Genomic DNA, 24098 nt, shown 5'->3' with positions numbered 1-24098 from the left:
TCAAATTTAAGACTCCGTATCTGATTTTTTCGTGCCGTAGATTACTGTCGATGAGTATTACGAATTCCCGCATCGAGGCAGCCGCACTGATTAATAAATGGAGGAACATTTGACCAATTCAACACAATGCCGTGGCGGGCCACTCATCGTCGGCATCGGCGGCACGGGCCTGACCACATCCTCGACCGGATATGCACTTGCGGTTGCATTGAGCGTAACGCAATCGATGGACGCATCGATCAGGCATATCGGAGCAGAGCTACTTTACGAATTGTCGTTTTATAAGCCACAGTGTGGGCTGAGAGATGAAATCCAGAAAGCGTTTGTCGAGATAGTAAGAAATTCGAATGCGGTCATTATCGCCAGCCCCGCTTACCACGGCGGAATGTCCGGCGTGATCAAGAATGCGCTTGACACGCTGGACGATTTGCGATCGGATGACCGGCCTTATCTCGACGGACGCGCGGTAGGCTGCATCGTGAGGTCGCATGGTCCGCAGGCGGGCGGCGCGACGCTCGCTGCGATGCGCTCGAGTTGATCCCGTTGAGCTTGCACGTTCGTGCCGAGTCCCGGGCTACGCCGAGTCGAAGTACACAGGCGCTTGCTGAACGACACGCTCTGTTTTTCCGTTCGGCATTGTCTGGAACTCTATCCCGCCAGGTGACGGGAGGAAGGAACAGACATGAGCATCGAAGCGTACTACCACCGCCCGGCAATGCTGACCTGCAGCGTTACCACACCTCACACACTCCGCCACCTTCTCTGAGGGGCGTCGTTCGTGGAGCGCGTAGGATCAAGCAGGTCGATCGATCAGGAAAGCTTCGCGCGGCGAGCCAGACATCCATTTTGGGGCTCGCCCTCGGCCGCACCATGTTTCTCCAGTCATCGGGTTTCGATACTTTGGAGGCAGTGGACCACGCCGCTTGTCCGGCGAGCGAAGGCGCGTCCATTGAGGAAAGATCTGGTCGGGCCGAATTTCGTACATCAGGACGGTCTCCCGGATCTGAGAAAGCGCCGTCGAGATTTCGCGCTCTCTGGCTGCTTCGGCCTCCTTATTGAGTGCATCGAGTTGAGCTTTCAGTTCCTCGTAAGTTGCCACAATGTCTCTCCAATCGAATTACGTTAAACGTGCACATTCGAGCGCCGTGCGTCGTCAGGAGCGTGTATCGTGTGCCATGCATGCGACGACACGACGGGAATAAAATGGCGATCGCCGATATCGACGATCGCAAAACCGCCTGCTCCGAGGCAGATCGGAGGCAGGGCGCGGCCACAATCGTGTAACGGGTCTACAAAATTTCTTTCTGTGAGTGACTTACACACGCAATACGCCATAGGCATATTTTGAGAAATGACGTAGGTCGCATTTCTGCACCGCTATGGCACCGAGAACCTGGAGTTCCCGGTAGCCTCTAGGAAGTAGGTCGGACAGCGGTGGCTGGCAAATACGCGAAGTTTGGCCGCGAGGGCTTGGCGCGTGAAGGCAACGACGCTGAGGGAAATAGAATCGACAACGCACTCGAATTTTCGAGTAATATGTACTCAGTCATAGGGTTCGCTCTCTTTTTTGAAGAATCTATGATTAGGCTTCGTCGCGTGTTGCAGCACTCGGCGAAGCCGCTTTCGGTTAATACACTCTTCTAGTTTGAATGCCCGGCCCAAGGCGCATTCGAGGATCGATTTTTCTCCACGGTAAACGTTCGGGGTCGGTCACAATACCCGTTGCCGTTCGCGCGATGAGGACTGCTTCAGCTATAGGTTCGAATGCCGCCCGAAAGTGGACGGAACTCTTGTTTACCAAGATGGCCATTTTCTCTGGAGCGATACCGACCATTCTGTACAGGTTGCGATCCAGAAGCTGCGTTTTCACGGTACTGACCACGACACGCACGTCATCGATTTTTAAACACGCGCATGGACCGAGGTGAAGTTCCAAGTTTTGCATCATCGGGCCTTCGAGTCTGCACAGGCCGTCAGATATCGACTCGACGAGAAAGTCACCACGCAGCGGATGATTCGTGTGCTCTGAAAGTGCCATGCTTACGCGAGTGCCGACGCCTGCCTCGTGAGCCCTCCGTGCCGCAGCAGGATCGCAGACGATCCCGATAGCGGCACGTCTCACTCGATGCCGAAGTAGCGCCTCGAGCATTTCTGTCGTGTCGGAAGCCGCGCCAGCACCGGGATTGTCATGCGTATCCGCGATCACGATTGGGTGCAGCGCTGAGTCTGCGAGCTTCTTGGCTCGGAGGACTGCTTCATCAGGGCTGAAATACGTCGTTTTCCATTTTCCTTCGCTCTCCACAATCAGCAGTTTGAGTTCGTCAAGTGCACTCTCGACCCCACGCTTGCTAGAACCGCATGCCCATACGGCCGGCCCACACTCGCGGATGTCGGCAGCGGGAAACCCGAGCGCAACACCAAGGTCGACGTCATACCTTCGCTCTACGTCCGCAACGAGGGCATAAATCTCTGCAGCGGGGGACTGTGAGGTAGACATCGCCTCAATCGGAATCAAAAATGGAGCACGCCAAAACGCGCGATGCGAGCGTCTACCCGATTCGGCGATTCGAAACAAAGTCCGAGCCGCACGAGCCCCAGTCTTCGCCATGTCGACATGCGGATAGGTACGAAACGGTACGAGTGCATCGGCATGCTCGAACATCTGCTCGGTGACGTTTGCGTGCAAATCGAGGGACGCAACGATTATCGGCCGCGGACCGATTTGCACGCGTAGTCGCCGCAACAATTCGCCTTCCCCATCCTCGTAGCGTTCGGACACCATTGCCCCGTGCAGGTCCAAGTAGATTGCATCTGGACGTACTTCAGTAGCGCGGCGCAGGATTTCGTTGACGATTCGTTCATACGCGTCGTCCATGACGAGGCCAGATGGCGTCGCATAAGTCCATATCCCAGGGACAACAACATTCGGCGTATCCGCGACCGATTGCAAAAAGCCAGAAATCGGAAGGTTCGCATCACGCATTGCAAAGATAGCGTCGCCAACCGCAATTGGACCGTTTGCGCCATTCGCGAAATCGGCATACTGCGTGTGTGTCTCAACAAACGTGTTGGTCTCGTGCAAGAATCCGCCAACATAGATTTTCATGATGCGGTCACCTTGACGTCCCTTGCGGGACGCGCAGCGAGCACGAAAGCGCTTGTGAGCAGAAGCATCGCAATCGCAAGAAAACCTACCTCGCTGCTTCCCGTTGCGGTTTTCATCCAGCCGATTACGGTTGGGCTAACAAATCCGCCGAACAGACCTAACGTATTGATAAATGCAATGCCAACAGCGGCGGCGTCTTCCGAAAAATAGTCGGCTGGTATGGCCCAGAAGACGGTGTAACCGGCATACGTTCCCGCCGTCGCAATAGAGATGGCTGCAAGCGCCACGACAAACTGGTCGGAGAAGTGGGCTGTAGCCATGAGGCCGACTGCACCCACTGCGGTTGCCAGCGCAGCATGAAGTTGTCGTTCACGGTTGCGGTCGGAGAGTCGACCAACCACATAGATCACGATGATAGTCAGCACGTACGGCACAGCCGAATACGCGCCGATTTCGATGTAACTGTGTAACCCGGCTGTTTTGAGAATGGTCGGTAGCCAGAACCCGACAGCATAGATTCCACTGATGAGGCCGAAATACGTCAGCGCCAATAAGAGAACGCGCAGGTCGGTGGCGACACGCATCAATGCTCCATGGGCCGGGCGTGCCGGAGGCGTCTGGCCAAGTTCCGTCAGGACGGCCCGTTTCTCGTGTGACGTGAGCCAGCTTGCCTCAGCCGGCGACTCGCAAAGCGTTCCGAACGTGACGAACCCCATAATCAGCGCGGGGATGCCTTCGAGAATGAACATCCACTGCCATCCCGATAAGCCCGCCAAACCATCGGAATACTCAATAATCGTGCCGGACGCCAAACCGCCAGCGATTGACCCGATCGGCAACGCCCACATCAAAATCGCCATCGTTCGACCCATCTGCTTCTTTGGATACCAACGAGTCAGAAAGTAGATGATTCCTGGGGCGAAACCTGCTTCAAAAACGCCAAGAAGGAAGCGAAGAATGTAAAACGTCGTAACATCAGACGCCATGCTTGTCGCCACCGTTGTGATGCCCCATAGCACCATGATCCGACTTAACGTTTTGCGCGCGCCAATACGTACGAGGAGCAGGTTGCTGGGCACTTCGAGCAGAACGTAACCGAGAAAGAAGATGCCGGCACCCAGGCCGTAGGCCGCATCACTGAGGCCGAGCTCCTGCTGCATTTGCAGCTTCGCGAACCCCACGTTTACGCGATCCACATATGCGATGCAGTAGCATACTGTCAGAAATGCCAGTATCCGCAGATTGATTTTTCTGAACGCACTGGCTCGTGGGGTTGACGCCTCTATAAATGAAGTGGACATTCTGGCCTCAGTGGCGATAAGTTATCGAGTTATTGTGCAGTCAAATTAATAACGACTATACAGAAGATTTATCCCGGCTGGTTGTCAATATACGAGACACCCTGTGCGGAAATTTGTCACCCACGAGTCGCGCTAGGATTCGGTCATGGAATTTAGCAAATCACGGCAAGTTCAATGTTTTGAAGCGGTCATGATCGAACGCTCGCTTAGAAAGGCTGCGGAACGCCTTGAGATGTCCGTCTCAGAAGTCAGTCGACAGATTCGTAAGCTAGAGGGAGAAATGAAGCTTCGACTATTTGATCGCGAGCCCTCCGGAGTAGTGCCGACACGTGAAGCAGAATTGTATTTGGAGTATCGCCGCGGCTGTGAATCTCAATTCGAGGTTTTCAGGGGGCAGATTGATTTGCTCCACTCACTAAAGACGGGGATTGTTTCGATCTCTGCCAGCGAGAGCATGATGGTTCCGTTTGTAAACGAGGTCTTATGGGGATATTGTCGAGACTACCCGAATGTTCGAGTTTTATTGAATCAACGTGCGACTCGGGAGATTATCGAAGACGTCCTTACTGATGCTGCTCATATCGGCCTCGTTTATAATCCCCCTCCTACCGATGGAATCTCCGTCTATCGCAGTGTTCGGGACGGGCTGATCGCCGCGGTTCATCCGGATCATCCGTTGGCTAAGCATGTAGGACCTATTCCTTTTGCACGCGCAGTCTCATATCCGTTCGCAACAATGCCTTCGCTTTACGGCTTGGGCGGGCTGATGGAGAGCGTAGCACATACCGAAGCAGTCAAGTTCAAGCCGCTAGTTGTTGCGAATACGCTTGACGTGCTTCGGCGATTTGCATTGGAGGGCCTCGGGGTCGCTTTTGTCTCCACCTTTACGATCAAGCCAGAGGTCGAAGCAGGAACTTTAGTTGCGATGCCTATTGACCATCCGGCGTTGGGTAAGCAATCGACGTCCATCGTTGTAAAATCGCGCCGTGTACTCTCAGCCGCTGCGGATGAGTTGTTGAGGCGGATTGAGTCTAATATAAGCGTATTCTGCCAATAACTGTGGATTGGCATGCACGAAGCATTCGTAAGCGGCTCGCGTGGGCTAGTTGTGAAGCAGCGTCGAGCAGGAATCGGCATGTAGCCATGCTGCGCGAAGCACGGCCCACACAAGGAAATGCAGATGAGCGATTTTTCGCGCGAGACTCTGGTCACTCTGCTGTACAAGTCGTTGCCAGTGACCGAGAAGCAGGCTACCGTCGAGCTTCAGGACAAGGACCAGGTAGTGAGCGTAACGACTCCGTCGAGTTCAACTGCGTCGTAATCGGTAACTCCCCTGCGTTCTTGCGACCTCAGGCGATCCGATGCAAAGGCGAGCTCAGCGAGGGTCTCGTCGGTGGCATGGCCGTCATCATAAAAAAAGGTTCTTCACGGATTACCTGGATAGGCGGCCTTGATCTTGAGGAAGAAGTAGGCGCTGTCGCGGTAGCCGTAGGCCATACGCTTGATGACCTTGATGCGGTTGTTGATGCCTTCGAGCTGGCCGGTGTGCATCGGCCAGCGCACCCGCGAGAGGATGCCGCGCCAGTAAGCGGCCAGTTTGTTAGCAAAGCGCTGGAGCGGTTCGATCCCGCTCGCGCGAGCCTGCGCCAGCCAGTTCCGCCAGGCGCGACGCCATTGCCACGCGGTCATCGACTGCCAGAGTTCCTTGAGCACCGATTTAAGGACGTAGACGGTCATCAGGGCCTGATTGGCTTCCAGCAGTTCGTGCAGCTTGATCTGGCTTTCGGCCGACAGATTCTCGCGGTTGCGCAACAACAGCCAACGCGCCCGCTTGACCACGCGCCGCTGCGGGCGATCATGCTTGAGCCGATCGGCTTCGTCGACGCGCAGCCGGTCGATCACTTCCCGGCCGTATTTGGCGACCACGTGATACAGGTCGTACACGACCGTGCATTCGGGCAGCGCTCTTGCACCTCCAGATCGAACGCGGTGTTCATGGTAAGCACCTCGCGACGACCATCATAGACGGCACCGATGCTCGACCTCAAAGTGATGTCCATCATTTTCGATTTGATGGACATCACTGTGACGGAATCGGAAGCCAAGCCGGGTAGCCGCAAGGGACGCCCGAACCATGATCCGGAGTTTCGGCGCCGACTGGCGGCCGCAGCCGGTGAGTCCGGCGTGTCGGTCGCGAAGCTGGCGCGGGAGAATGGCATCAACGCCAATATGCTGTTCACTTGGCGGAGCCGTTATCGCGCGCAATTGCAGGCCGAATCGACGTCGCTGATTCCCGTGTCGGTGGTTCATGAGAGGCCGCCGGCGCGTGTGGCCATGCCGCCAGAAGCGTCCGGCGTCAGCCATCCGACGCCGCGAACCGGGACGATCGAGATTCGGATCGGCGGCGTAGTCGTCAAGGTCGACGGCGTCGTTGACGCCGAGACGCTGCGGGCCGTACTGGGGAGCTTGCGATCGTGATTGCGCTGCCCACGGGTACACGCGTCTGGCTGGTGGTGGGCGTCACCGACATGCGCTGCGGGTTCCAGGGGCTGGCGGCGAAGGTGCAGACGGCGCTCGAGGAGAATCCGCTGGGCGGCAACGTGTTCATCTTCCGCGGTCGTCGCGGCGATCTTGTGAAGGTTCTGTGGGCGAGCGATGACGGGCTCTGGCTTCTCGCGAAGCGGCTTGAGCGTGGCCGTTTCGTCTGGCCCCAGGCTGATGGTGGCAAGGTTCATCTGACGGCGGCACAACTGTCGATGTTGCTCGAAGGCATCGACTGGGTGCGACGGGAGACCGTCAAGAGATAGAAGGTGAAAGTCCTTTGCGATGAAGAACCAGCGAATCACATCGACCCCGAGTCATGCGGGGGCACTCGCGAGAGTGTCACCGAAGCGTTGACAGGGGCGCACGTAGGCCAGCCATTGAGCGACGAAAGACTTCCCAATCGGAGTGCTGATGCTTTCCAGTCAGCAGAAGGCAATACGTCCCACCGCGATATCGCGAGCGGTGGGCGGCTCCGCGTCGTCGGTAGACCCTGGCATGCGTGTACGTCTCTTGAGCGGGAACCGCGAGGTCTCCAGACCGCCCTCGCCAGCCGGGCGATGGGCCGCATGGTGAAGGCTGGGAGCCGTAGACCATGATGCACGGTCCGGAGAAGTCAGACTCGCTCGTAGTACCAGGGAAACCGGCGAACAAAGCGGCGTCAGCCGCAGCGGAGCTGGTGGAGGGAAGGAGCGGGACCGAAGGGAATGCGATGATGCAAAGCATGGTCCGGACGCAGAGCTGGGAAGCCGTGTCACAGGCGCAGAGTCGCATACGGGAAGCTGTCAACAGAAACGGGAAGGAGAAACTGACAGCGCTCCTGCATCACATTGACGTTGACGTCCTGCGTGCGGGCTTCCTGTCGTTGAAGAAGAGCGCATCAGCGGGCGTTGACCAGATGACGTGGGGAATGTACGAGGCAGCACTGGAAGAGAATCTCCAGCGGCTGCATCAGCGGCTCCACGCAGGAGCGTATCGGGCGTTGCCTTCGCGGCGGGTGTACATCCCCAAGGCAGATGGCAAACAACGGCCACTCGGCATCGCCGCCATGGAGGATAAAATCGTTCAGGCGGCGACGGTCATGATCCTCACGCCGATATACGAGGCGGAGTTTCTGGGTTTCAGTTATGGGTTCCGGCCCGGGCGCAGCCAGCATGATGCGTTGGACGCGCTCGCGTACGGAATCAAGGGGCGCAACATCTGGTGGATTCTCGACGCCGATATCAGTCGCTTCTTCGACACGATCAACCACGAATGGCTGGTCAAGTTTATGGAGCACCGTATTGGCGACCGACGAATCATCCGCCTGATCCAGAAATGGCTGAAGGCGGGCGTGCTGGAGCAAGGCGCGCGGATCGATACATCTCAGGGAACGCCGCAGGGAGCCGTGATATCACCCCTGCTTGCGAATATTTACTTGCACTATGTGTACGATCTGTGGGTTCAGGCATGGCGGAAACGTCATGCAGACGCTGACATGATTGTTGTCCGCTACGCGGACGACACCATTGTTGGTTTCCAGTATGTATCAGATGCACACGCATTTCTGGGTGAGTTGCGAGACCGACTGGCGAAGTTTGGGCTGAGTCTGCATCCAGAGAAGACGCGATTGATCGCGTTTGGGCGCTTCGTTGCCGAACGGCGCGCGGCGCAAGGGCTCTCGAAGCCCGAGACCTTCGACTTCCTCGGCTTCACGCACATTTGCGGGAAGAAGCGAGGGGGCAAAGGCTTCCAGCTCTGGAGAAAGACGAAGCGCAAGCGTAAGACCGAGACGGTCAAGCGAATCGCGACAGAACTGCGGCACATGAGGTCAAGTCCTATCGACGAGCAAGGCCGGTGGCTGGCTCAGGTACTGCGGGGGCATTACGCCTACTTTGCGGTGCCGACCAACCTTCAGGCTGTTCGTGCTGTTCGCCACCTGGTCAAGATTCGCTGGTATCTCAGCCTTCTGAGGCGGAGCCAGCGCCGGCGGCTTACGTGGCGTCGCATGAACGTGATCGTTGAGAAGTACCTGCCCATGCCACGCGTCCTGCACCCATGGCCGGAACAACGCTTCCTCGTCAAACACCGACGGTAGGAGCCGGATGCCTTAATTGGGCACGTCCGGATCTGTGCGGGGGGCGTCCCGAAAGGGACGTCCCTACCGCGATCGACAGCCGCGCCGTACCGCGGCACTGTCGATGTTGTAAACCGCGAGGAAGGCTCGTAAACTGCGCCGCATGTCGAACGGCGCCGAACTTCCTGACGATGTTGAAACGCTGCGGGCCTTGCTCCTGGAGGCCCGTGCTCAGCTTGCCGAACGCGATCTCGAGATCGAGCAGTTGAAGGCGCAGATCGACAAGCTCAAGCGCATGCAGTTCGGGCGCAAGTCCGAGCAACTGGATCGGGAGATAGCGCGGCTCGAAACCGCGCTCGAGGATCTGACGGGCGAGCGTGGTGTTGCCGATGTGCGGCGCGCCCGCCAATCGAGCGCGGGCACGCCTGTCGGCGATGCGTCGCCGAAAGAAGCGTTGCCGCCGCATCTGCCACGCGAAGCACGCGTGCTGGACGCTGACGCGATTTGCCCGAAGTGCGGCAGCGCCATGCAACCGCTCGGAGAAGATGTGTCCGAGCAGCTCGCTCGCGTCGCGGCGATGTTCAAGGTGATTCGCACGATTCGGCGCAAGACGGTCTGTTCGTGCGACAACCACTTCTCGCAGCCGCCCATGCCCGGCCTGCCGATCACGCGCAGCATCGCCCATCCGAGCCTGCTGGCCGACATCCTCGTCGCGAAGTACGCGGACCACACGCCGTTGTACCGGCAGTCGCAGATTGCCGCGCGCGACGGCGTGAAGCTCGACCCGGCCAGCATGGGCCGCTGGGTCGGCCAGTGCGAGGCGCTTTGCGAACCGCTGACCGAGGCGCTGCGCCGCTACACGATGGCAACGTCGAAGCTGCATGCGGACGACACGCCGATCCCGGTGCTCGCGCCGGGCAACAAGAAGACGAAGACTGGGCGACTCTGGGTGTACGTGCGCGATGACAGCCGTTCGGTCTCGACGGAACTGGCTGCGGTGTGGTTCGCCTACTCGCCTGACCGCAAAGGCATCCATCCCCAGACCCATCTCGCCGGATTCGAGGGCATCCTGCAGGCCGACGCCTATGGCGGCTTCAACGAGTTGTACGAGAGCGGCAAGATCCGTGAGGCGGCATGCTGGGACCATGCGAGACGGTACATCTACGAGGTTCACGACCGCACGCCGACCGACGCGACCCGACAGGTACTCGAATTGATCGGCGAACTCTACGGCATCGAGGTAGACATCCGTGGCCAACCTGCCGCTGAACGGCTGCGCGTGCGGCGGGAGAAAAGCGCGCCGCTGCTCGTGATCATCAAGACGTGGATGACGGACAAGCTTGCCACGCTGTCGAAGAAATCCGAGCTGGCCAAAGCGATCCGCTACTCGCTCAACCAATGGGATGCGCTCGTGCTGTACTGCGAAGAAGGCCGCGCCGAGATCAGCAACGCCCTGGCCGAAAACGCGCTGCGCTGCGTGAGTCTGGGTCGCAAGAACTTCCTGTTCGCCGGCTCCGATAGCGGCGGCGAGCGGGCTGCGGCGATGTATGGTCTGATCGGGACGTGCAAGCTCAACGGGATCAACCCGCGTGCCTACCTCGAATATGTCCTGACCCATATCGCTGACCATCCGATTAACCGCATCGATGCACTGCTGCCCTGGAACGTGGCCGGGAAACTGCCTCGGCAGGCCGACTCATTGACTGCCTGTCAGTGAGACCTCGGTAGCCCGATTCCCGATCATCCCTCACGCAGGCATCGCGTTGCAAACGGCCGTCGCGAGGCGCTTACTGTTCATGTCCATCGCGACAGCTTCAATACGTTTGCACCGCTCGACACCGAGCCAGTCGAAGAACGGGCGAATCGCTTCCCGGCTGCGGCCTTCGCCGACCCACAACACCCGGCGCGTGTCGGCATCCATCACCACCGTGGCATAGCGATGGCCCTTGTAGAGCGCAAACTCATCCATCACCAGCCGACGCGGCTGCGCTTCGGGCAACGCCTCAAGCCGCGCCTGCAAGCGCCGCGTATCGATGCGCCGAACGGTTTCCCAGTGCAGCCCGACAACTGGCAGACATGGGCAACCGGCAGCTTCTCGCACCAGTGCCCGACGAATTCCGCCAGGTGCCGGGTGATCCGGGCGTGGCGATCCAGTCAACTCACCCGCTTGGTACGGGGTCCGCAGCCGTCGCACCGCACGCGGCGCAGACGCACGCGCAGCCAGACTGCATTGCCCAGCATCGGCAAGTCGCGAATCGTGCGCCAGCCGTGTTCGTGCACGCGCTTGCTGTGCTGGCCGCAACTCGAGCATTGCGCGGGATGGCCGACCTGCGGCAGCAAGGTGATGCGCGTCACGCCAGGCGTGCGCTCAAGCTCGGTAACGGTAAAACCTTCCCAGAACAGGAGGTCGAGTTTATGATCGGCCATGAAAGAGGTGGTCGTTGGAATCGTCTGATTGGTCGCACAACCAGTCTATTCCTTCGGGCACCGCTTTCCTTTTGGGCGAGCCTTCATGCTAATCCGTGAAGAACCGAATCCGTTCAACGAGCGCCAGTTCGTGGTCAAGCAGCAGGCACCGCTCGCCTTGGTCGACACGCTTGACGCATGCATTGAGCGCCGCTTCGGCGCGCCGGTACAGGTTAAAATCCGCGCCGGATAAAGTCGCTTCCCGCAGATAGAAGGCGAGGTACACCACGCGCAACAGGCAACTGACCTGATCGAGGTCGCCGCGGCCGCCGCGCACGGTAGCCAGTGCGAGATGGTTCTCGAGCGACAGCGCCCGGACCTTTTCTGTTGGTAGCGGCAACAGCATTTCTCTCGTCAGGCCCGATCGGCCGGTGCGGCGCAACGCACGTTTCCTGCTTTCCATCGTGTCCACTCGTGAATGAATCTCGACCGCGCCATCATGCCAGACTGAGGCGATCGGCCCGCACGAGGGTGGGCCCGATAAAGACCAGTTTGCGCAGCGACCGTCGTGGCCCGTGCGGCTGCATCTTGAAGTGCGGCCGGCGCCAGTGGCCTCGGACCTCCCGATGCGCGCCTTCAGCGGGTAACGAGGGGAGGGACGACGCATCAAGCACGGCCGGCCCGATCACGTGACGGTCGTACAGCATTTCGATTTGCGCGAGTCGCTCGGTGCGCTTTCGTTTGCCCAATCCGCCGAAATCACGCGGCGCGTTCGTGTAAGCGCGATCCTGGACGACCTGGGCCTCGCCGGTCGCCAGGTAGAGCAGCATCTTGATCGCGTAGTCGAGCAAGCGTTGCCAATGTTGCACCGCGGCAGCGATCGTGTCGGTGTCGACTTCCTGCTTCTGCGTCAGATCGGCACCGATGCCATCGAGGAACTGGCGGATGGTTCGTTGGGGATCATCCAGCGGGATCGCAAGGTTTCCCGTTTCGAGCCAGGATTCCGCCCGGACCTCGGTCCAGAACAACACATTGATCACGTCGCTCGTCGCGTACCCGGAGTGTGACGCCGGCCCGCGGCGAAACAGCATGATGGCGTCCAGTCCGCCGCGATGCCCCCACCACGACGGATCGGGAATAATGCACATCGTCTCGGCCGGCAACTCGATCGTGCCAACCGGCACGTCGTCGGCAATGAACGCATCGTCGAGCAGGTGGTGCAGCGGCGGAGTCGGCTCGAACAAGACGCCCTGGCATGCGTCGAACATCTGCCAGCACAGCGTGCCGTGGCTGCGGGCGCGATCGTCAGTGCTTCTAAACAGGGTTGGGCTGCCGTTGCTCCACCATTCCAGATAGGTGCCGAAATCCGATCGCATCAGCGAAATCGGATCGGCCCGCAGTCGCTGCGTGAACTCGGCACCGGATTGGCCGGCGGCCGCCCTGACGCGGGACCAGGCGCCGAGTGCGCCACTGGCGCGGTAACGTACCGGCATCGGCAGGCGCGCGAATCGGTCATCCGCGGCCTGCTCGGTTTTGAGCAGCGCCTCGCGAATCAGCTCCGCGATCGGCGGCGTATTGGGCGCGAGTCGGGTTGAGCGCGGGTGTTTCACGCTCGCGAAGGGAGCCGTGGTGCGATGCGACTGCTGGATCAGCGGCAGCTCGTGCCGCGCGACGAGAAACCGGGCGAGGATGACAGGACTATATTCGACCCGGAGGCGCATCGCGTGTGGCGGCAGGACGATTTGTCCGCTTGTGCGCGCCAGTGTCACTTGCACGCCCGCCGGGGCCGTCAGTGTCACGCATTCATCCCTCTCCAGACGACCGTGCCGCTGGATCAGGACCTCGGCCACGGAATGCCACGCCTGGCCGATGTACTGCGTCCGCTCGGCCGGGTCGCTGCCGGCGGGCAGCGGGTGCGCCTCGATCCGCATTGACAGTTCTGGCAGGAGGTCCTGGCAGACAACAGGCTTGCCGTGCAGGTCAAGCGACGCCGACATCGCGAGGCTGAAAATGTCCTGCGTGTCGAGCGAATCGCCAAACACGTCCAGCTCGCGTCCCTCGGCGAAAAGCTGTCCGTCGGACAAGGTAAATCCGCCGGGTTCCAGGAGATGGGGAGTCGTCATTGCGATGCTCGGATCAGGGGTATTGGCTAGAATTCGATTCAGACATCGATAGTTGGTTGCCCTTCACGCTGTCGTAGCGTCGCATCCTCGCCCACGCAGTGCTCTGTTACAAGACTCCGTTCAAAATCCCACGGGGCTCGCATGTCCCCCGGCTTGTTTTGGTAACCAGCTTGAATTCCTTGTCGACCATACACGCGTCGAACATGCGATCGTCAGCACGTGGGATGAACGGATCGCGATGTTGCGCGTTGGGCTCGTAGGCGCAACTCCCGCACGCGTCTTCCCAAGGCAATTTGACGGACCTCCATATTCCGGCAGCGTCGGCGCGTTCCTGAAATCGTTCGCACGTCATGCCGGGCTCTTGAATAAACGGATCGACACGTGCGCAAGCGTGATCAGCATCCGCTTTGCTCATGTTCCTGAAACGCTCGTCCGAGCGATTCCGGCACAGTTCAACATACTTGGCGACACATTGCTCTATCAGCTCATCCCTGCACTGATCCCGTGCCTGCTCTACCCCCAAATGATAGGCTGACAAAGTATCAGCCTGCCAGTCAATGTACGTTCCAGTGCCTTCCTCGTAACTATCGAATGGTCCGCAGATGTGCAATGCCGCACATCCGGAAAGAAATGCAAAGGATGTGAGCAGGACCAGGAACACAATACGGTGCAAGTGCATGGGATCCCTGTTCAGACCTCGATATATGACACGGATTGCGACGCCACCAGTTTCGGCGGCGTCGGACACGCGCATAGGCAGAGATCATCGCTCAGCGCCGCCTCTCGCCCATCCGGTCCGGTAGTGGAGATCCGCGGGCCGGTGCAGCCGATCGTACCCACTGTCTTGCAGACGGGGCACCACACCGGATCGTGCTCGTAGGCTTGCTCTCGGCCGCCGATCAGATCGGCGCCATCGCCTCCTTGCACGATGCCGCCGACGGTCGTTGTGTCACCCTTCACGATGTCGTAGCGTCGCATGTCAACTCCGCTCAGACGGCACCCGGTCGCAGCCGGAGGCTGTTCAGCAGCGTGTCCCACGTTTGCAGAGCGCCGGCCTCGTCGACCGGAGAAGTCGCTTCTTCAGGCTTCAAATCGGGACTGCTCGCACCGAGCAGCAACTGGATGGCCGTATGCGGCTTCGCCAACGTGCTCGGATCACCCGGCGCGAGCAGGTAGAAGCGGTACGACGTGATCTCGCCCTCCTTCAGCGCGAACAGCACTTCCTCGGCGTCCATCCCGGCCACCGTGCGTTTGCCTTGCCGCAGAATGCGGTAGCTGCCGCTCGACACGCGGTCCATCTGCGCGCGCAGGGCGGGCAGTGTCTTGGTCAGCGGCTCTTTCTGGTCGACGTCAACTGTATCCCGCATCTGGATCACCAGCAGCGCCGGCCGTCCCGGCATCAGCGCGAACGACTGGCTCACTTCTTCGGGATAAGTCGACGAGCCTGTGGCAATGCCGCCGTCGAAGCAGAATCCCGACTCCGTCGGCACGGACCAGTTATCGCGTGCCTTGATGCGACGATAGAGATCGGTGTAAACAGGCTCAAACTTATCCAGACCCCCTGAGCCAAATGACCCAGTCATATGGAACAAGGTTTTGTTTTCGTAAATGTAACCTTCCGTCTGAAACGGTAAAGCGACCCCTTCAGTATAAAATTTCTTATAAGCAAAAACTCTGGAGTCAGTCTTTGGTGACAATACTTTTTCTAACCACGGATTATACGTTTTATTATCTCTACTACCCGGATCAGTGCGTTTCTTTGTTTTCAATTCCCTTTCGAGGCCGTCAACCTTGGCCTGATACGTTGCAGACGATACGTTGTGCTGTGTCTCCAGCTTCTCCCCCCAATACGCGTATCGCTGGTTCGTGATCTCGCTCGCCGTGGGTCGCTCGAATACAAAGCGGCCGATGCACCATGGGCGCGGCTTGGTCAACAAGGGATTCGTCATCGTCGGTTCCACAGAAAACGTTATCGAACAGGCGCACACGCCCGCTACTAGAAACAGAAGTCGGCCAAGACGTGTCAGCATTTCGGCTCCGGCGCATCCTGTGCGATTTGCACGATGCTGTAGAGCAACGCCCAGCGCGCCCACGGATGGTTGTAGCTTTCCTGATGCACATAGCCTCCTTGGTCAAACACCATTTGAACGCCTGGGGCCGCTCCACCATTCGCGCCGCGCGCGGGGGCTTCCGCGGACCAGACCGGCACCGTTCCGTCTCCCGCCACGATGCCATTCTTCTCGGGATCGGGCACGTCGCTGTCCGATGGCAACTTCGTCACCTTCTGCACCTCGAATTCGATGGTGACGTTGCGCGAGTCCAGGTGCACGCGCACCGTGCCTCTATGCGAATCGTGCATGAACCGCGCCGCACGCAGTTCTTCCTCCGTCACGTCCGGCGGCACGATGCCTTTCCAGATTACCGTGCCCCATGCCAACAGGTCGTCGAGATTCTTGCCTTGTTCGATCGTGCGTTTGCCGTGGCTTTCGCTCGATGTGGTCGAGCTCTTAGGTTTTAAAGCGCCGTCCCCATAGGTAACATATGTTTTATCGTGGTAGGTATTTATTATTTTCTTCTGGTTATCCACCACATCACCCATAACATTGCTGAAATTCTCAGATACACTCGTCTTTATTGGTAGGGCGTCGAGACGCTTCTTGACGATTCCCGCCGGATCGAGCAGCGAAGACGATTGTTCTGGGACCAAACCGTACCATTTCGAATTGGCATAAATCTCTTTGTAAACGTTGCCTTCTTTCGGCAACTTCATCACCGGTTCACCGTTGAGCCGCGCAAAGATCCACCACGGTTCACCGTTGTGATAATCCGGCATCGGCAACAGTTCGAGCGCGCCCGGCGCGTTCGCGGCCACCGCCACGAACTCGTCCGCGTTGCTCCCGAGCAGCGCGCCATTGATGAAGCCGTTCAGCCCGCCTTCGCTGCCGCCACCGGTGCGGAATCGCTTCGCCGCGATCGGCGCGCCGGTTGCCGGCAGCACGTTGTGGAACACGCCGTGCATCAGGTCCGCTCCACCGTGCATCGCGATCGCCATGCGTGCGACCAAGCCGCCCATCGAGTGGGTCAGGATGATCGCCTTGCCGCTGTCGTTCTCCGCGATGATCTCCTTGATCCCCATCAGCCGCATCGACTTGCCGGATTTCTTGTCCTTGAAATCCATGCCCTCGATCACGTCCCGGGCCGACTTCTCGTTCGATTGCAGCCAGTTGTAGCCGATCGCATACACCCGGTACCGGTATTTCAGGAAGTGTTGGAAAGCCTCGGATTTTTCCGTGAGCTTCTGCCCCCGGCCTTGCGCGCCGGCATCGGTCGCCCCATAGTCGGCCGGCTCGGTATCCAGCAGGGGCTTGAGCGTCCACTTCTTGCCGTCGGGGTCGGGCTTGACCCATTGCCCCTGCACCTCGTTCAGGTGCTTCACATCGTTCAACTGCTCTTCCAGCCACGCCAGCACCGGCTGATAGCTCGAGCGGTACACCGAGCCCCAGCCGCGTCGACGCGCCTCTGCTTCATCGACATACTGGTTTTCCGTGTCATCCTTTTGGAGCTTGCCGGCACGGATCGGGCCGAACGGGGTCACCGCGGCCACGGTCGGATCAAACTGCGTCTCTCGCGTGGACGCGCCTTTGAACCACATGCCGAGCAACGTCGGCAATGCGCCCGCGTCCCCCAGCCAGCCGTCCGTGTTCGGCGCAAAGAACATCTCGTCGCCGGTTTCCGTGTTCACCAGCGGCGAGCCCATCACGCCCGGCAGGAAGATCACCGGAATGATCGGCCGAACGTCGCACAGCAGTTCCTTGCGCCGCGTGTCGCTCGCCGGCGTCAACGTGAAGTGGCCGACCGACGCGCCGTCCTTGTCCGTGCGCCCGATCTGCTGCACGACCTCTTGCTCGGCGCCATCGTCGAACGGCGAACCGCCGCCGGTTTGATTCGTGTTATCGGTCATCGTCGTTTTTCAAATTCGCACATCGGTTATCGAATTCATGCCGCGGGACCGCTCGGCGTCGGCCGCAACGCGCACACCGCCAGCTTCTCGATATCCTCGCTCTTCTGTTCGGTGATATGCCCCAGCTCGTTCGTCATCCCGGTCAGGCGCGTGCCGTCCCCGCGGATCAGTTCGTACGGGTGGTTTTTCAGGACCTCGCCCGTGACGCGATCGCGCAGTATGTACGGATCGTTGAACTGCGCCTGCGGCAAACTGTTCATGTGCTCGGCCACCGAACTGGGCCCCTGCCGGCTGAACGACGCCGACTTGATCGTTCGGGCGCCGCGCGTGCCGTCCTCGATGCCGGCTTTCGTCAGGCGCAAGTACGAGCCGCCGCACTTCAAAATCAGCTCTTCGGTCGCCTCGATCACGATCCGCTTCTTGCTGAACAGCGATGTATCCTTGGCCGAGTTCAGCTTGATTTCATCGGTGTGCGCCGACACCTCAATTGGCCCCTTGGCGGCGAACAGCTTCATGCCGGCCTTGTGCACGAACAGGCTGATCTTCTCCGCGGCCGCCGCGATCAGCGACTTGCCGCTCGCCAGGTGCGTGTTCCCGCCGCTGATCACGTTGGCTTCCGCTTCGGCTACCACGTGCGCCGAGCGGTCCGCCACGGCGGCAAAATCCGCGGGCGTCGCGATCACGATCACCGGCTTCGCAAACCCGTTGGCGCTGCCCGTGCCGCCGCCGGCGGTCACCCCGCCCGAGGTTTGCCCCGACACCGCATGCTGCGCGGCCGCCGTCAGCGCCTTGAGCGCGTCCTGACCCGCCTGCAGCGATTCGGCCTGCGCGGTCGTGCTGGCGCTCGACAGCGATTCCACCAGCATCCCGGTCTTCTGCAACTGCGCGCGGACCTCGTCGACACTGAGCTGCTCGTCGTCGTATGCCTTCGGGTGCGTGCTGATCGACAGGCCCTTGCTCGCCCGCACGGCACCATATTCGTCGGCATGCAGCATGAACCCCTGGCCGAGATACCGACCGCGCGTGTTGCCGTCCTGCTGGATCAGATAGCCCTGGGTGAGCGCCGCGTAGCTCTTGCCCGTGTAGCTGATGAGCCGCGTGCCGCCCTGGTTCGTCGCGTCGTCATGCACGAATGCGTTGTACGCGCCGGTGTTGCCGAAGCCCAGAGACTGGAAGCCCGACAGCAGCACGTTCGTATGCCACGGCGCCGGCGTCGTGCCGCCGCTGGCACGCCCCAGAATAAAGGGCTTGTCACAGTCATTGCCCCAGTAGCCGATGAGCACCCATTCGCCCGCGCGCGGTACGTGCACCGCGCCGTAACCGTTGCCCGTGTCCGCCTGCATCGACGACAGCAGCGGCGACGCATTGAACGCGCCGTCCGGATTTTTCCGGTCCCATGCGAAATGGACGCGGACCTGATTCCGCTCGTTCGACCAGGCCTCGATTCCCTGCTGCGTGACGACGAGCGCGTGCTCGATCGACATCGCCGGCTTCGGATGCTCGAATGGGCTACGAAACTCGACCCGCGCGTCCTGAGCCTCGACCTCGAGCACAAAGAAGCCGGCCGTACCGTCCTCGACGTGGCCCGGCGTCGTGAAGCGCGCGCCGTGTGCCGTCTGCTGCTCGGCCAGCGTCGCGCGCAGGCTGAGCGGGAATTCGGTCATCGGCTGGCCGATCGGCACGTTGTTCTCGATGAACCAGCGCGCCTCGACAACCAGGAACGTCCGGGCGGCTTCGTCGCGCTCCGGATGACGCGGATGGTCGTTCAGCACGAAGCGCGAACCGGCATCGAGCCAGCGCAGACTGCCGACCCCGAAGTAGCGCCGGGCGCGTGCATCCCAGCCCTGCACGCGCAGGCGCGCGCGGGCCGCGCCGCTGTCGGAATCGGGGTAGCCGTACGCGGTCGGCTCATAGACCGTCATCGGCACGCTCGGAATCCGCTGCTGCTGCGCCTGGTGTCGCCCGTCGTCCGTCACGTAGCTGATCGACGTGAGCGTACTCGCCGCTTCAAAGCGGGACGCGGGGCGTTTGTAATCGAACGCGCTCGACTCGTACCGCAGACTTTGCATCGTCTGCATCGCCGCCCAGTGCGTGAACCCGTTCACCGCCTCGTCGGCGCCAGCGCCACGCGCGAAGTCGGCCGGTTTGGCGTCGGGGAGCGCCGCGATCTGGTCGACGATCACCAGCGTGGACTTCGGCGTCTCGCCGTCCTTCACAGGCGCGTGAATCCAGTAGCAATACCAGCCTTCGTCTTCGAGCAGCCGGTGGAAAAAATGCAGATCCGTTTCGCTCTGCCGGCACCACGAGCGCACCGCCGGCTCGCGGTTCAGATTGAAACGGAATTGGCCTTGCAGTTGCGGATAGCGATTCAGGAGGTCGGACACGATCTCCTGCGCCGTCCGTTCGAGCCAGCCTTCGTCGTTATGTGTGCCGCTCAGGAACACCAGCGCCGACGAAAATTCGAGCTGGTACGTCGACAGCCCACCATCCCCGCCCAGGTAGCCGATCTTGTGCACGAAGCCGTGGATCGGGCGATACACCGGATCGTCATATGGGGCGCTCGGCTGTTGCAGCCACAACGTCACCGGCTGATGCATCAGCGACAACAACGCGGTGTCGTCGCGCAGCGACGCGACATCGAGTGTCCAGTGATAATCGCGGCCGATCCGTGCCGATCCGCGTGCGCGCAGCGGAATCAGCGCGTTCTGGCCGAGCGGCGTGTCCAGCCGCAACAGGCGGTTTCGCTGCAATAGGCCCCGGTGGATCGCGTTATACAGATCGCGATATGTCAGCTCCCCGAGCGCAGGTGGTCTGAGTACCATTTATCTCTCAATATTTTTCTAGAATTTTCTGCCGAACAGGCGGCAAGCTCATTTTAGGCAGAGCAAATGACATCAAACTACAGCGATTGTCAAATAATCGTGCCCCAATTAAAAAGGAGGGCGCTGCCAGTCAACGATCATTGCCTTGATATGGCTTCCATCAACATCAGCGCTCCGCAATGACTGGACTATTCTAACCGGTTGCCTGGATCGTCCGGATATCGATGGTCAAACCGGCACCCTCCGGGATTGGCGCTGTGCGGACGAAAAAAAGGCCGACCGGGCAATGTCGACCTGAATGTTCCGGCAATCCGGGGATGGCTTCGCCAGAACCTGAGAGGGCTCGATTATCGCATAACGGTCGGCCGCGCATTGTTCGGGATTGAGGGGTTTGACACAGCTCATCGTCCAGTCCAGGACATGCCTCGAAGGTGACACAGCCGCGCGCTACAATGATCAATTCCGTTGACGACGCCGATCAACCTAGCCGGCATTGTCACGCTCATTAGTCCGCCGGAGGGAATCGCCCCATGAAAACCACCGAGCCACGAAAGCCCGTTTGGCGGCCGATCAGCTACCTGCCGATCGTCTTCGACCTGTTTGGCGGACAGTTGGAAGAGGCGCAGGCGCTTCACGACAAGCTGACGTCGTGAAGCGCACAGCCCAACGTACTGGACGACGCCACGCTCGTGCGAATCAGGCAGGTATACGGTGAGCAACGTGAATTCCTCCCAGTTCAATGTGAACAGTTCGAGCGGTAGCGGTCCGAGCTCTCGACGCCCGGACAGCGCGAAATGCTCGCGCATCTGACGGCACGCGCGGATCAACTGTCGGCGCTGCAGGACCAGATCCTCCGGCTGGTTGACGAACTGTCATCGGGCACCATCGACCGGATCATGGGGATGAGCGACGCCGACCTCGCCGCAGCGGTACTGTCGGGACGGCTCAAACTGCCGAAGCGCTGAACGACGGGGACCGCCAGGACGGAGGCTGCGATGACCCAAATTCACGAACCCGCGTACCCGGTACTCCCGGCTGAGCTGGACGAAGCGGAATTACGGACGATCTACACGTCCAGCGCGGCCGAGATCCGGTTCGTTTTTGGTCAGTTCCGCCAGGCGCCGACGCGCGTGCTGATCCTCGCGCAACTAAAGCTGCTGCAGCGTCCCGGATACATGCCGGTGATCTCCGATGTGCCGCCCGCCATCATCGAGCACCTATGTACGGTGCTCGGCGTCCGCCCGCTGCCGCGCACAACGCTCGCACGCTACGACCGCTCGGGCAGCAAATCCCGGCATCAGAAGATCCTTCGCGAGTTCGTTCGGATTCTCCCCGTCGATAGCGCAGTCCACGCATGGCTGGCCGAATTAGCCGCTCTCACGGCCCGGACCAAGGCGGAACTACCGGACATCGTCAACGTGATGCTAGAAGAGCTGGTTCGGCGCCGCTACGAGCTGCCGCCGCTTGCGACGCTCACCCGGATTGCCCGCCACGCTCGCAGCCAGCTCCATGAATCGATTTATCGCGCCTTCGTCGACTCGCTCGACGACGCATTGAAGGATCGGATCGACACGCTCTTTCAGGTTCGACGCGGCCGAACGCCGTGGGATGAGCTCAAGCGCGAGCCGAAGCGACCCGGGCCGCGCGAAATCGCAAGTTTCCTCGAGCACATTCAGGCGATGAACGCGTTGGCGGATGGTTTGCCGCCCGTGCCGAACATGCTCTTGGTCCCGAAGCGCATGCAGTTCGTCACCGAAGCGCGTGCGCTGGACGTCCACGAAATGCGGGCGCCCAAGCCCGCCAAGCGCTACACGCTCGCGGTGCTGTTCATGCTCGCGCAACGCCAGAAGGCGCTCAACGACGTCGTCGAGATTTTCATCAAGATCGTGCGCAATCTTGAGCACACCGCCAAGCTGCGACTTCAGCAGTACCAGCTCGCGCATGCCGACCAGTTGCAGTCGCTTGTCAGCCAGTTTCGCGACGTCCTGAATGTGCTGCAGGACGACGAAACGCCTGCGGCCGTGCGCATCACGCAGATGCGGGCCGCACTGAACAACGATCCGGACGCCGTCCTGATCCGCTGTAACGAGCATATCGCGCAGGCCGGCAATCACATCTTTCCGTTCCTGCTCGCGCCGTACAAAAACCTCTGGTCGTTGTTGCTCCAGTGCGTTGAGGCGCACCACCGACTTGTGACAGGGAGGATAGCAAATTCGCGGAGATAGTCCGGCATTCGACGGGCGGCTATGAGAGAGAAAAGGCGGCAGCCAAATTAACGAAGGTTCACGATCATGTTGGCGGTGGACGGTTCGACAACGTCGAGACGACCTGTCAAGATTGACCGGCCAATACCGTCTTTGGGTGCGCTCAGCATGGGCCGCGGCATCCCAAGCCACGAAATGGACCTTCCAAGCGGAACCATCTTGGCCTACTGGCTCGTTCCATGAGCGCGAGAGCGAGAGCTCGATTGTCGATCAAGCAAGCCGATCGATCAGGAAAGCTTCGCGCGGCGAGCCAGACATCCATTTCGGTGCTCGCCCTCGGCCGCACCATGTTTCGCCAGTCATCGGGTTCCGATACTTTGGAGGCAGTGGACCACGCCGCTTGTCCGGTGAGCGAAGGCGCCTCCATTGCGAAAAGATCTGGTCGGGCCGAATTTCGTACATCAGGATGGCCTCCCGAATCCGAGAAAGCGCCGTCGAGATTTCGCGCGCTCTGGCTGCTTCGGCTTCCTTATTGAGTGCATCGAGTTGAGCTTTCAGTTCCTCGTAAGTTGCCACAATGCCTCTCCAATCGAATTACGTTAAACGTGCACATCCGAGCACCGTGCATCATCAGGGGCGCGTATCGTGTGCCATGCATTCGACGACACGACGAGAGTAAAAAGGCGATCGTCGATATCGACGATCGCAAAAGCTGCCTGCTCCGAGGCAGATCGAAGGGCAGCAGGAGGTGGCCTAAACGGTTTTAGCCATCAGGTGTCGCTCACGTATCGGATTGAATTACAGCGAGCGGTGTTCGGAGAAATGATCGAATTGTCGATCGAAGGTCGGCCACTGTGAAGCGTTAAACGGCGCCCGAACATCCGACTGCCTGAGGTCTTTTGGTTTTCCGATGGAGGCCTAATGTTCGTGCGCGACGAGCACGGGCGCGGGCGATTCATGGTGTGCGGCCGTGCTTGCGTCGTCACAAAAGGAAACGTTGAGATATCGAAACGACAAGTGTCTCGATGTTCCCGTAGAATAGAGTCAGCCATGGTGGTCTCTCAATGTGTACACCTAGGTCAGGCCGTGGGTAATGTTCGCAGCATTACCCACGGCCGCATCATTTCGGTACGCCAGGATCGACGGCCTTTTCCAGAACAACCAGGCATGCCGTCTTAAGCTTGTATTTTTCTTTCCTTCGACTATTCGCCGGTTTGGAACTCGTTGGGCCTATGGTGTGTCAGCGATTTCCCTTCAACTTTAGCCAGACTTTGTTTCGTAACTGAATCGCCGCCGGCGAACATATCTTGTAAGGACGGAGCCTTACCTTGTATTGCTCCGGGGTTTTAATCGCAGGGTTCTTCAATAGTGCAGCATCGATATGCCGCTCGGAGCCGATGGGATCCCAGGCTGAGTGACATGGTCAACGAATGTGAACTGCCGCAGGCATCGTTAGGCACGATAAGCCAAAGATGCTGACAGGCTTGAACCAAACGGTACGTGGTCGGCTGCTCCTCCCTTTGCTACGGAGCACACGGACAGGAAGACCACCGGTGTACAGGCAGGACCTAACCCACT

The 24098-nt window shown here is 59.8% G+C and carries 20 protein-coding genes and 3 pseudogenes; 9 read left to right on the top strand and 14 right to left on the bottom strand.

The genetic code is table 11. The features are described from left to right. Positions 1-97: 97 nt before the first annotated feature. Positions 98-538 carry an NAD(P)H-dependent oxidoreductase gene (locus tag WT16_RS32220; RefSeq protein WP_080595144.1) on the top strand — a complete coding sequence of 147 codons (441 nt, stop codon included), beginning with the start codon at positions 98-100 and terminating at the stop codon, positions 536-538. A gap of 255 nt (positions 539-793) precedes the next feature. Here WT16_RS32220 and WT16_RS21225 read toward each other — a convergent pair whose 3' ends face one another. The 3 genes from WT16_RS21225 to WT16_RS21220 form a co-directional block, all read right to left on the bottom strand. Next, entirely contained in the window at positions 794-1099 is a 306-nt protein-coding gene (locus tag WT16_RS21225; protein WP_009916035.1) for an H-NS histone family protein, read from the bottom strand. A gap of 528 nt (positions 1100-1627) precedes the next feature. Continuing rightward, positions 1628-3106: a M81 family metallopeptidase gene (locus tag WT16_RS32215; RefSeq protein WP_082874951.1), complete on the bottom strand. Its 1479-nt coding sequence runs from the start codon at positions 3104-3106 to the stop codon at positions 1628-1630. Further along, complete coding sequence (locus tag WT16_RS21220) at positions 3103-4407, bottom strand: MFS transporter (RefSeq protein WP_063534149.1); 1305 nt, start codon at positions 4405-4407, stop codon at positions 3103-3105. Before WT16_RS21220 ends, WT16_RS32215 begins: the two co-directional genes overlap by 4 nt. A 145-nt stretch (positions 4408-4552) precedes the next feature. On the opposite strand from WT16_RS21220, the gene WT16_RS32210 reads away from it, so the two are divergent. Then, complete coding sequence (locus WT16_RS32210; RefSeq protein WP_009916037.1) at positions 4553-5464, top strand: LysR family transcriptional regulator; 912 nt, start codon at positions 4553-4555, stop codon at positions 5462-5464. Between the two features lie 368 nt (positions 5465-5832). Here WT16_RS32210 and WT16_RS21215 read toward each other — a convergent pair. Beyond that, positions 5833-6404, bottom strand: a pseudogene (locus WT16_RS21215) (transposase); the annotation flags it as partial. A 37-nt stretch (positions 6405-6441) separates the two neighbouring features. Between WT16_RS21215 and WT16_RS21210 the strand changes: the two are divergent. From WT16_RS21210 to WT16_RS21195, 4 genes are all read left to right on the top strand, one after another. Beyond that, positions 6442-6885 carry a transposase gene (locus WT16_RS21210; protein WP_231892097.1) on the top strand — a complete coding sequence of 148 codons (444 nt, stop codon included), beginning with the start codon at positions 6442-6444 and terminating at the stop codon, positions 6883-6885. Next, the gene (gene tnpB, locus WT16_RS21205; RefSeq protein WP_045554722.1) at positions 6882-7214 is read left to right on the top strand and encodes an IS66 family insertion sequence element accessory protein TnpB; all 333 of its coding nucleotides are present in this window, start codon (positions 6882-6884) and stop codon (positions 7212-7214) included. Before WT16_RS21210 ends, tnpB begins: the two co-directional genes overlap by 4 nt. Before the next feature lie 332 nt (positions 7215-7546). Beyond that, positions 7547-9025, top strand: coding sequence for a group II intron reverse transcriptase/maturase (gene ltrA / locus WT16_RS21200; protein WP_348982157.1), 1479 nt, complete (start codon positions 7547-7549; stop codon positions 9023-9025). 142 nt (positions 9026-9167) lie between these two features. Then, positions 9168-10721: an IS66 family transposase gene (locus WT16_RS21195; RefSeq protein WP_063534147.1), complete on the top strand. Its 1554-nt coding sequence runs from the start codon at positions 9168-9170 to the stop codon at positions 10719-10721. Positions 10722-10751: 30 nt separating this feature from the next. Here the strand turns inward: WT16_RS21195 and WT16_RS21190 are convergent, their stop codons facing one another. From WT16_RS21190 to tssI, 8 genes are all read right to left on the bottom strand, one after another. Continuing rightward, entirely contained in the window at positions 10752-11024 is a 273-nt protein-coding gene (locus WT16_RS21190) for a transposase (RefSeq protein WP_063534146.1), read from the bottom strand. A gap of 134 nt (positions 11025-11158) precedes the next feature. Beyond that, the gene (locus WT16_RS21185; protein ID WP_063534145.1) at positions 11159-11431 is read right to left on the bottom strand and encodes a transposase family protein; all 273 of its coding nucleotides are present in this window, start codon (positions 11429-11431) and stop codon (positions 11159-11161) included. Between the two features lie 88 nt (positions 11432-11519). Then, the gene (locus WT16_RS21180; RefSeq protein ID WP_231892096.1) at positions 11520-11873 is read right to left on the bottom strand and encodes a hypothetical protein; all 354 of its coding nucleotides are present in this window, start codon (positions 11871-11873) and stop codon (positions 11520-11522) included. 34 nt (positions 11874-11907) lie between these two features. Further along, complete coding sequence (locus WT16_RS21175) at positions 11908-13533, bottom strand: hypothetical protein (protein WP_063534144.1); 1626 nt, start codon at positions 13531-13533, stop codon at positions 11908-11910. A gap of 690 nt (positions 13534-14223) precedes the next feature. Further along, positions 14224-14511, bottom strand: coding sequence for a PAAR domain-containing protein (locus WT16_RS32200; protein ID WP_009916304.1), 288 nt, complete (start codon positions 14509-14511; stop codon positions 14224-14226). An 11-nt stretch (positions 14512-14522) separates the two neighbouring features. Further along, positions 14523-15482 (bottom strand): T6SS immunity protein Tli4 family protein, encoded by a 960-nt coding sequence (locus WT16_RS21165; protein ID WP_082874950.1) that lies wholly within the window; start codon positions 15480-15482, stop codon positions 14523-14525. Between the two features lie 74 nt (positions 15483-15556). Further along, positions 15557-17494: a hypothetical protein gene (locus WT16_RS34525; RefSeq protein ID WP_006029531.1), complete on the bottom strand. Its 1938-nt coding sequence runs from the start codon at positions 17492-17494 to the stop codon at positions 15557-15559. 35 nt (positions 17495-17529) lie between these two features. Then, complete coding sequence (tssI, locus tag WT16_RS21155) at positions 17530-20316, bottom strand: type VI secretion system tip protein TssI/VgrG (RefSeq protein ID WP_063534143.1); 2787 nt, start codon at positions 20314-20316, stop codon at positions 17530-17532. Between the two features lie 530 nt (positions 20317-20846). On the opposite strand from tssI, the gene WT16_RS35435 reads away from it, so the two are divergent. From WT16_RS35435 to WT16_RS21150, 3 genes and pseudogenes are all read left to right on the top strand, one after another. Continuing rightward, positions 20847-20969 carry a hypothetical protein gene (locus WT16_RS35435; RefSeq protein ID WP_009916978.1) on the top strand — a complete coding sequence of 41 codons (123 nt, stop codon included), beginning with the start codon at positions 20847-20849 and terminating at the stop codon, positions 20967-20969. Positions 20970-21110: 141 nt separating this feature from the next. Then, positions 21111-21281, top strand: a complete 171-nt coding sequence (locus WT16_RS34520; RefSeq protein ID WP_006029533.1) for a hypothetical protein — start codon at positions 21111-21113, stop codon at positions 21279-21281. A 30-nt stretch (positions 21282-21311) separates the two neighbouring features. Next, a pseudogene (locus WT16_RS21150) lies at positions 21312-22493 on the top strand (DUF4158 domain-containing protein); the annotation flags it as partial. 297 nt (positions 22494-22790) lie between these two features. Here the strand turns inward: WT16_RS21150 and WT16_RS21145 are convergent. Next, the gene (locus WT16_RS21145) at positions 22791-23096 is read right to left on the bottom strand and encodes an H-NS histone family protein (protein WP_009916980.1); all 306 of its coding nucleotides are present in this window, start codon (positions 23094-23096) and stop codon (positions 22791-22793) included. 664 nt (positions 23097-23760) lie between these two features. Continuing rightward, positions 23761-23919: pseudogene (locus WT16_RS33875) on the bottom strand (spermidine/putrescine ABC transporter substrate-binding protein); the annotation flags it as partial. Positions 23920-24098: the final 179 nt, after the last annotated feature.

The sequence above is a fragment of the Burkholderia sp. MSMB1589WGS genome (assembly GCF_001636105.1).
Classification (GTDB): Bacteria; Pseudomonadota; Gammaproteobacteria; order Burkholderiales; family Burkholderiaceae; genus Burkholderia; species Burkholderia humptydooensis.
This window is presented reverse-complemented; position numbering and strand designations above follow the sequence as displayed.

Excerpts from the sequence above, each read along its gene's own strand:
- WT16_RS32220 (WP_080595144.1), top strand. The coding sequence starts at position 98 with ATGGAGGAACATTTGACCAATTCAACACAATGCCGTGGCGGGCCACTC.
- WT16_RS32215 (WP_082874951.1), bottom strand. The coding sequence starts at position 3,106 with ATGAAAATCTATGTTGGCGGATTCTTGCACGAGACCAACACGTTTGTT.
- WT16_RS21220 (WP_063534149.1), bottom strand. The coding sequence starts at position 4,407 with ATGTCCACTTCATTTATAGAGGCGTCAACCCCACGAGCCAGTGCGTTC.
- WT16_RS32210 (WP_009916037.1), top strand. The coding sequence starts at position 4,553 with ATGGAATTTAGCAAATCACGGCAAGTTCAATGTTTTGAAGCGGTCATG.
- WT16_RS21210 (WP_231892097.1), top strand. The coding sequence starts at position 6,442 with ATGCTCGACCTCAAAGTGATGTCCATCATTTTCGATTTGATGGACATC.
- ltrA (WP_348982157.1), top strand. The coding sequence starts at position 7,547 with ATGCACGGTCCGGAGAAGTCAGACTCGCTCGTAGTACCAGGGAAACCG.
- WT16_RS21195 (WP_063534147.1), top strand. The coding sequence starts at position 9,168 with ATGTCGAACGGCGCCGAACTTCCTGACGATGTTGAAACGCTGCGGGCC.
- WT16_RS21185 (WP_063534145.1), bottom strand. The coding sequence starts at position 11,431 with ATGGCCGATCATAAACTCGACCTCCTGTTCTGGGAAGGTTTTACCGTT.
- WT16_RS21180 (WP_231892096.1), bottom strand. The coding sequence starts at position 11,873 with ATGGAAAGCAGGAAACGTGCGTTGCGCCGCACCGGCCGATCGGGCCTG.
- WT16_RS21175 (WP_063534144.1), bottom strand. The coding sequence starts at position 13,533 with ATGACGACTCCCCATCTCCTGGAACCCGGCGGATTTACCTTGTCCGAC.
- WT16_RS32200 (WP_009916304.1), bottom strand. The coding sequence starts at position 14,511 with ATGCGACGCTACGACATCGTGAAGGGTGACACAACGACCGTCGGCGGC.
- WT16_RS21165 (WP_082874950.1), bottom strand. The coding sequence starts at position 15,482 with ATGACGAATCCCTTGTTGACCAAGCCGCGCCCATGGTGCATCGGCCGC.
- WT16_RS34525 (WP_006029531.1), bottom strand. The coding sequence starts at position 17,494 with ATGACCGATAACACGAATCAAACCGGCGGCGGTTCGCCGTTCGACGAT.
- tssI (WP_063534143.1), bottom strand. The coding sequence starts at position 20,316 with ATGGTACTCAGACCACCTGCGCTCGGGGAGCTGACATATCGCGATCTG.
- WT16_RS35435 (WP_009916978.1), top strand. The coding sequence starts at position 20,847 with ATGAAAACCACCGAGCCACGAAAGCCCGTTTGGCGGCCGATCAGCTAC.
- WT16_RS34520 (WP_006029533.1), top strand. The coding sequence starts at position 21,111 with ATGCTCGCGCATCTGACGGCACGCGCGGATCAACTGTCGGCGCTGCAG.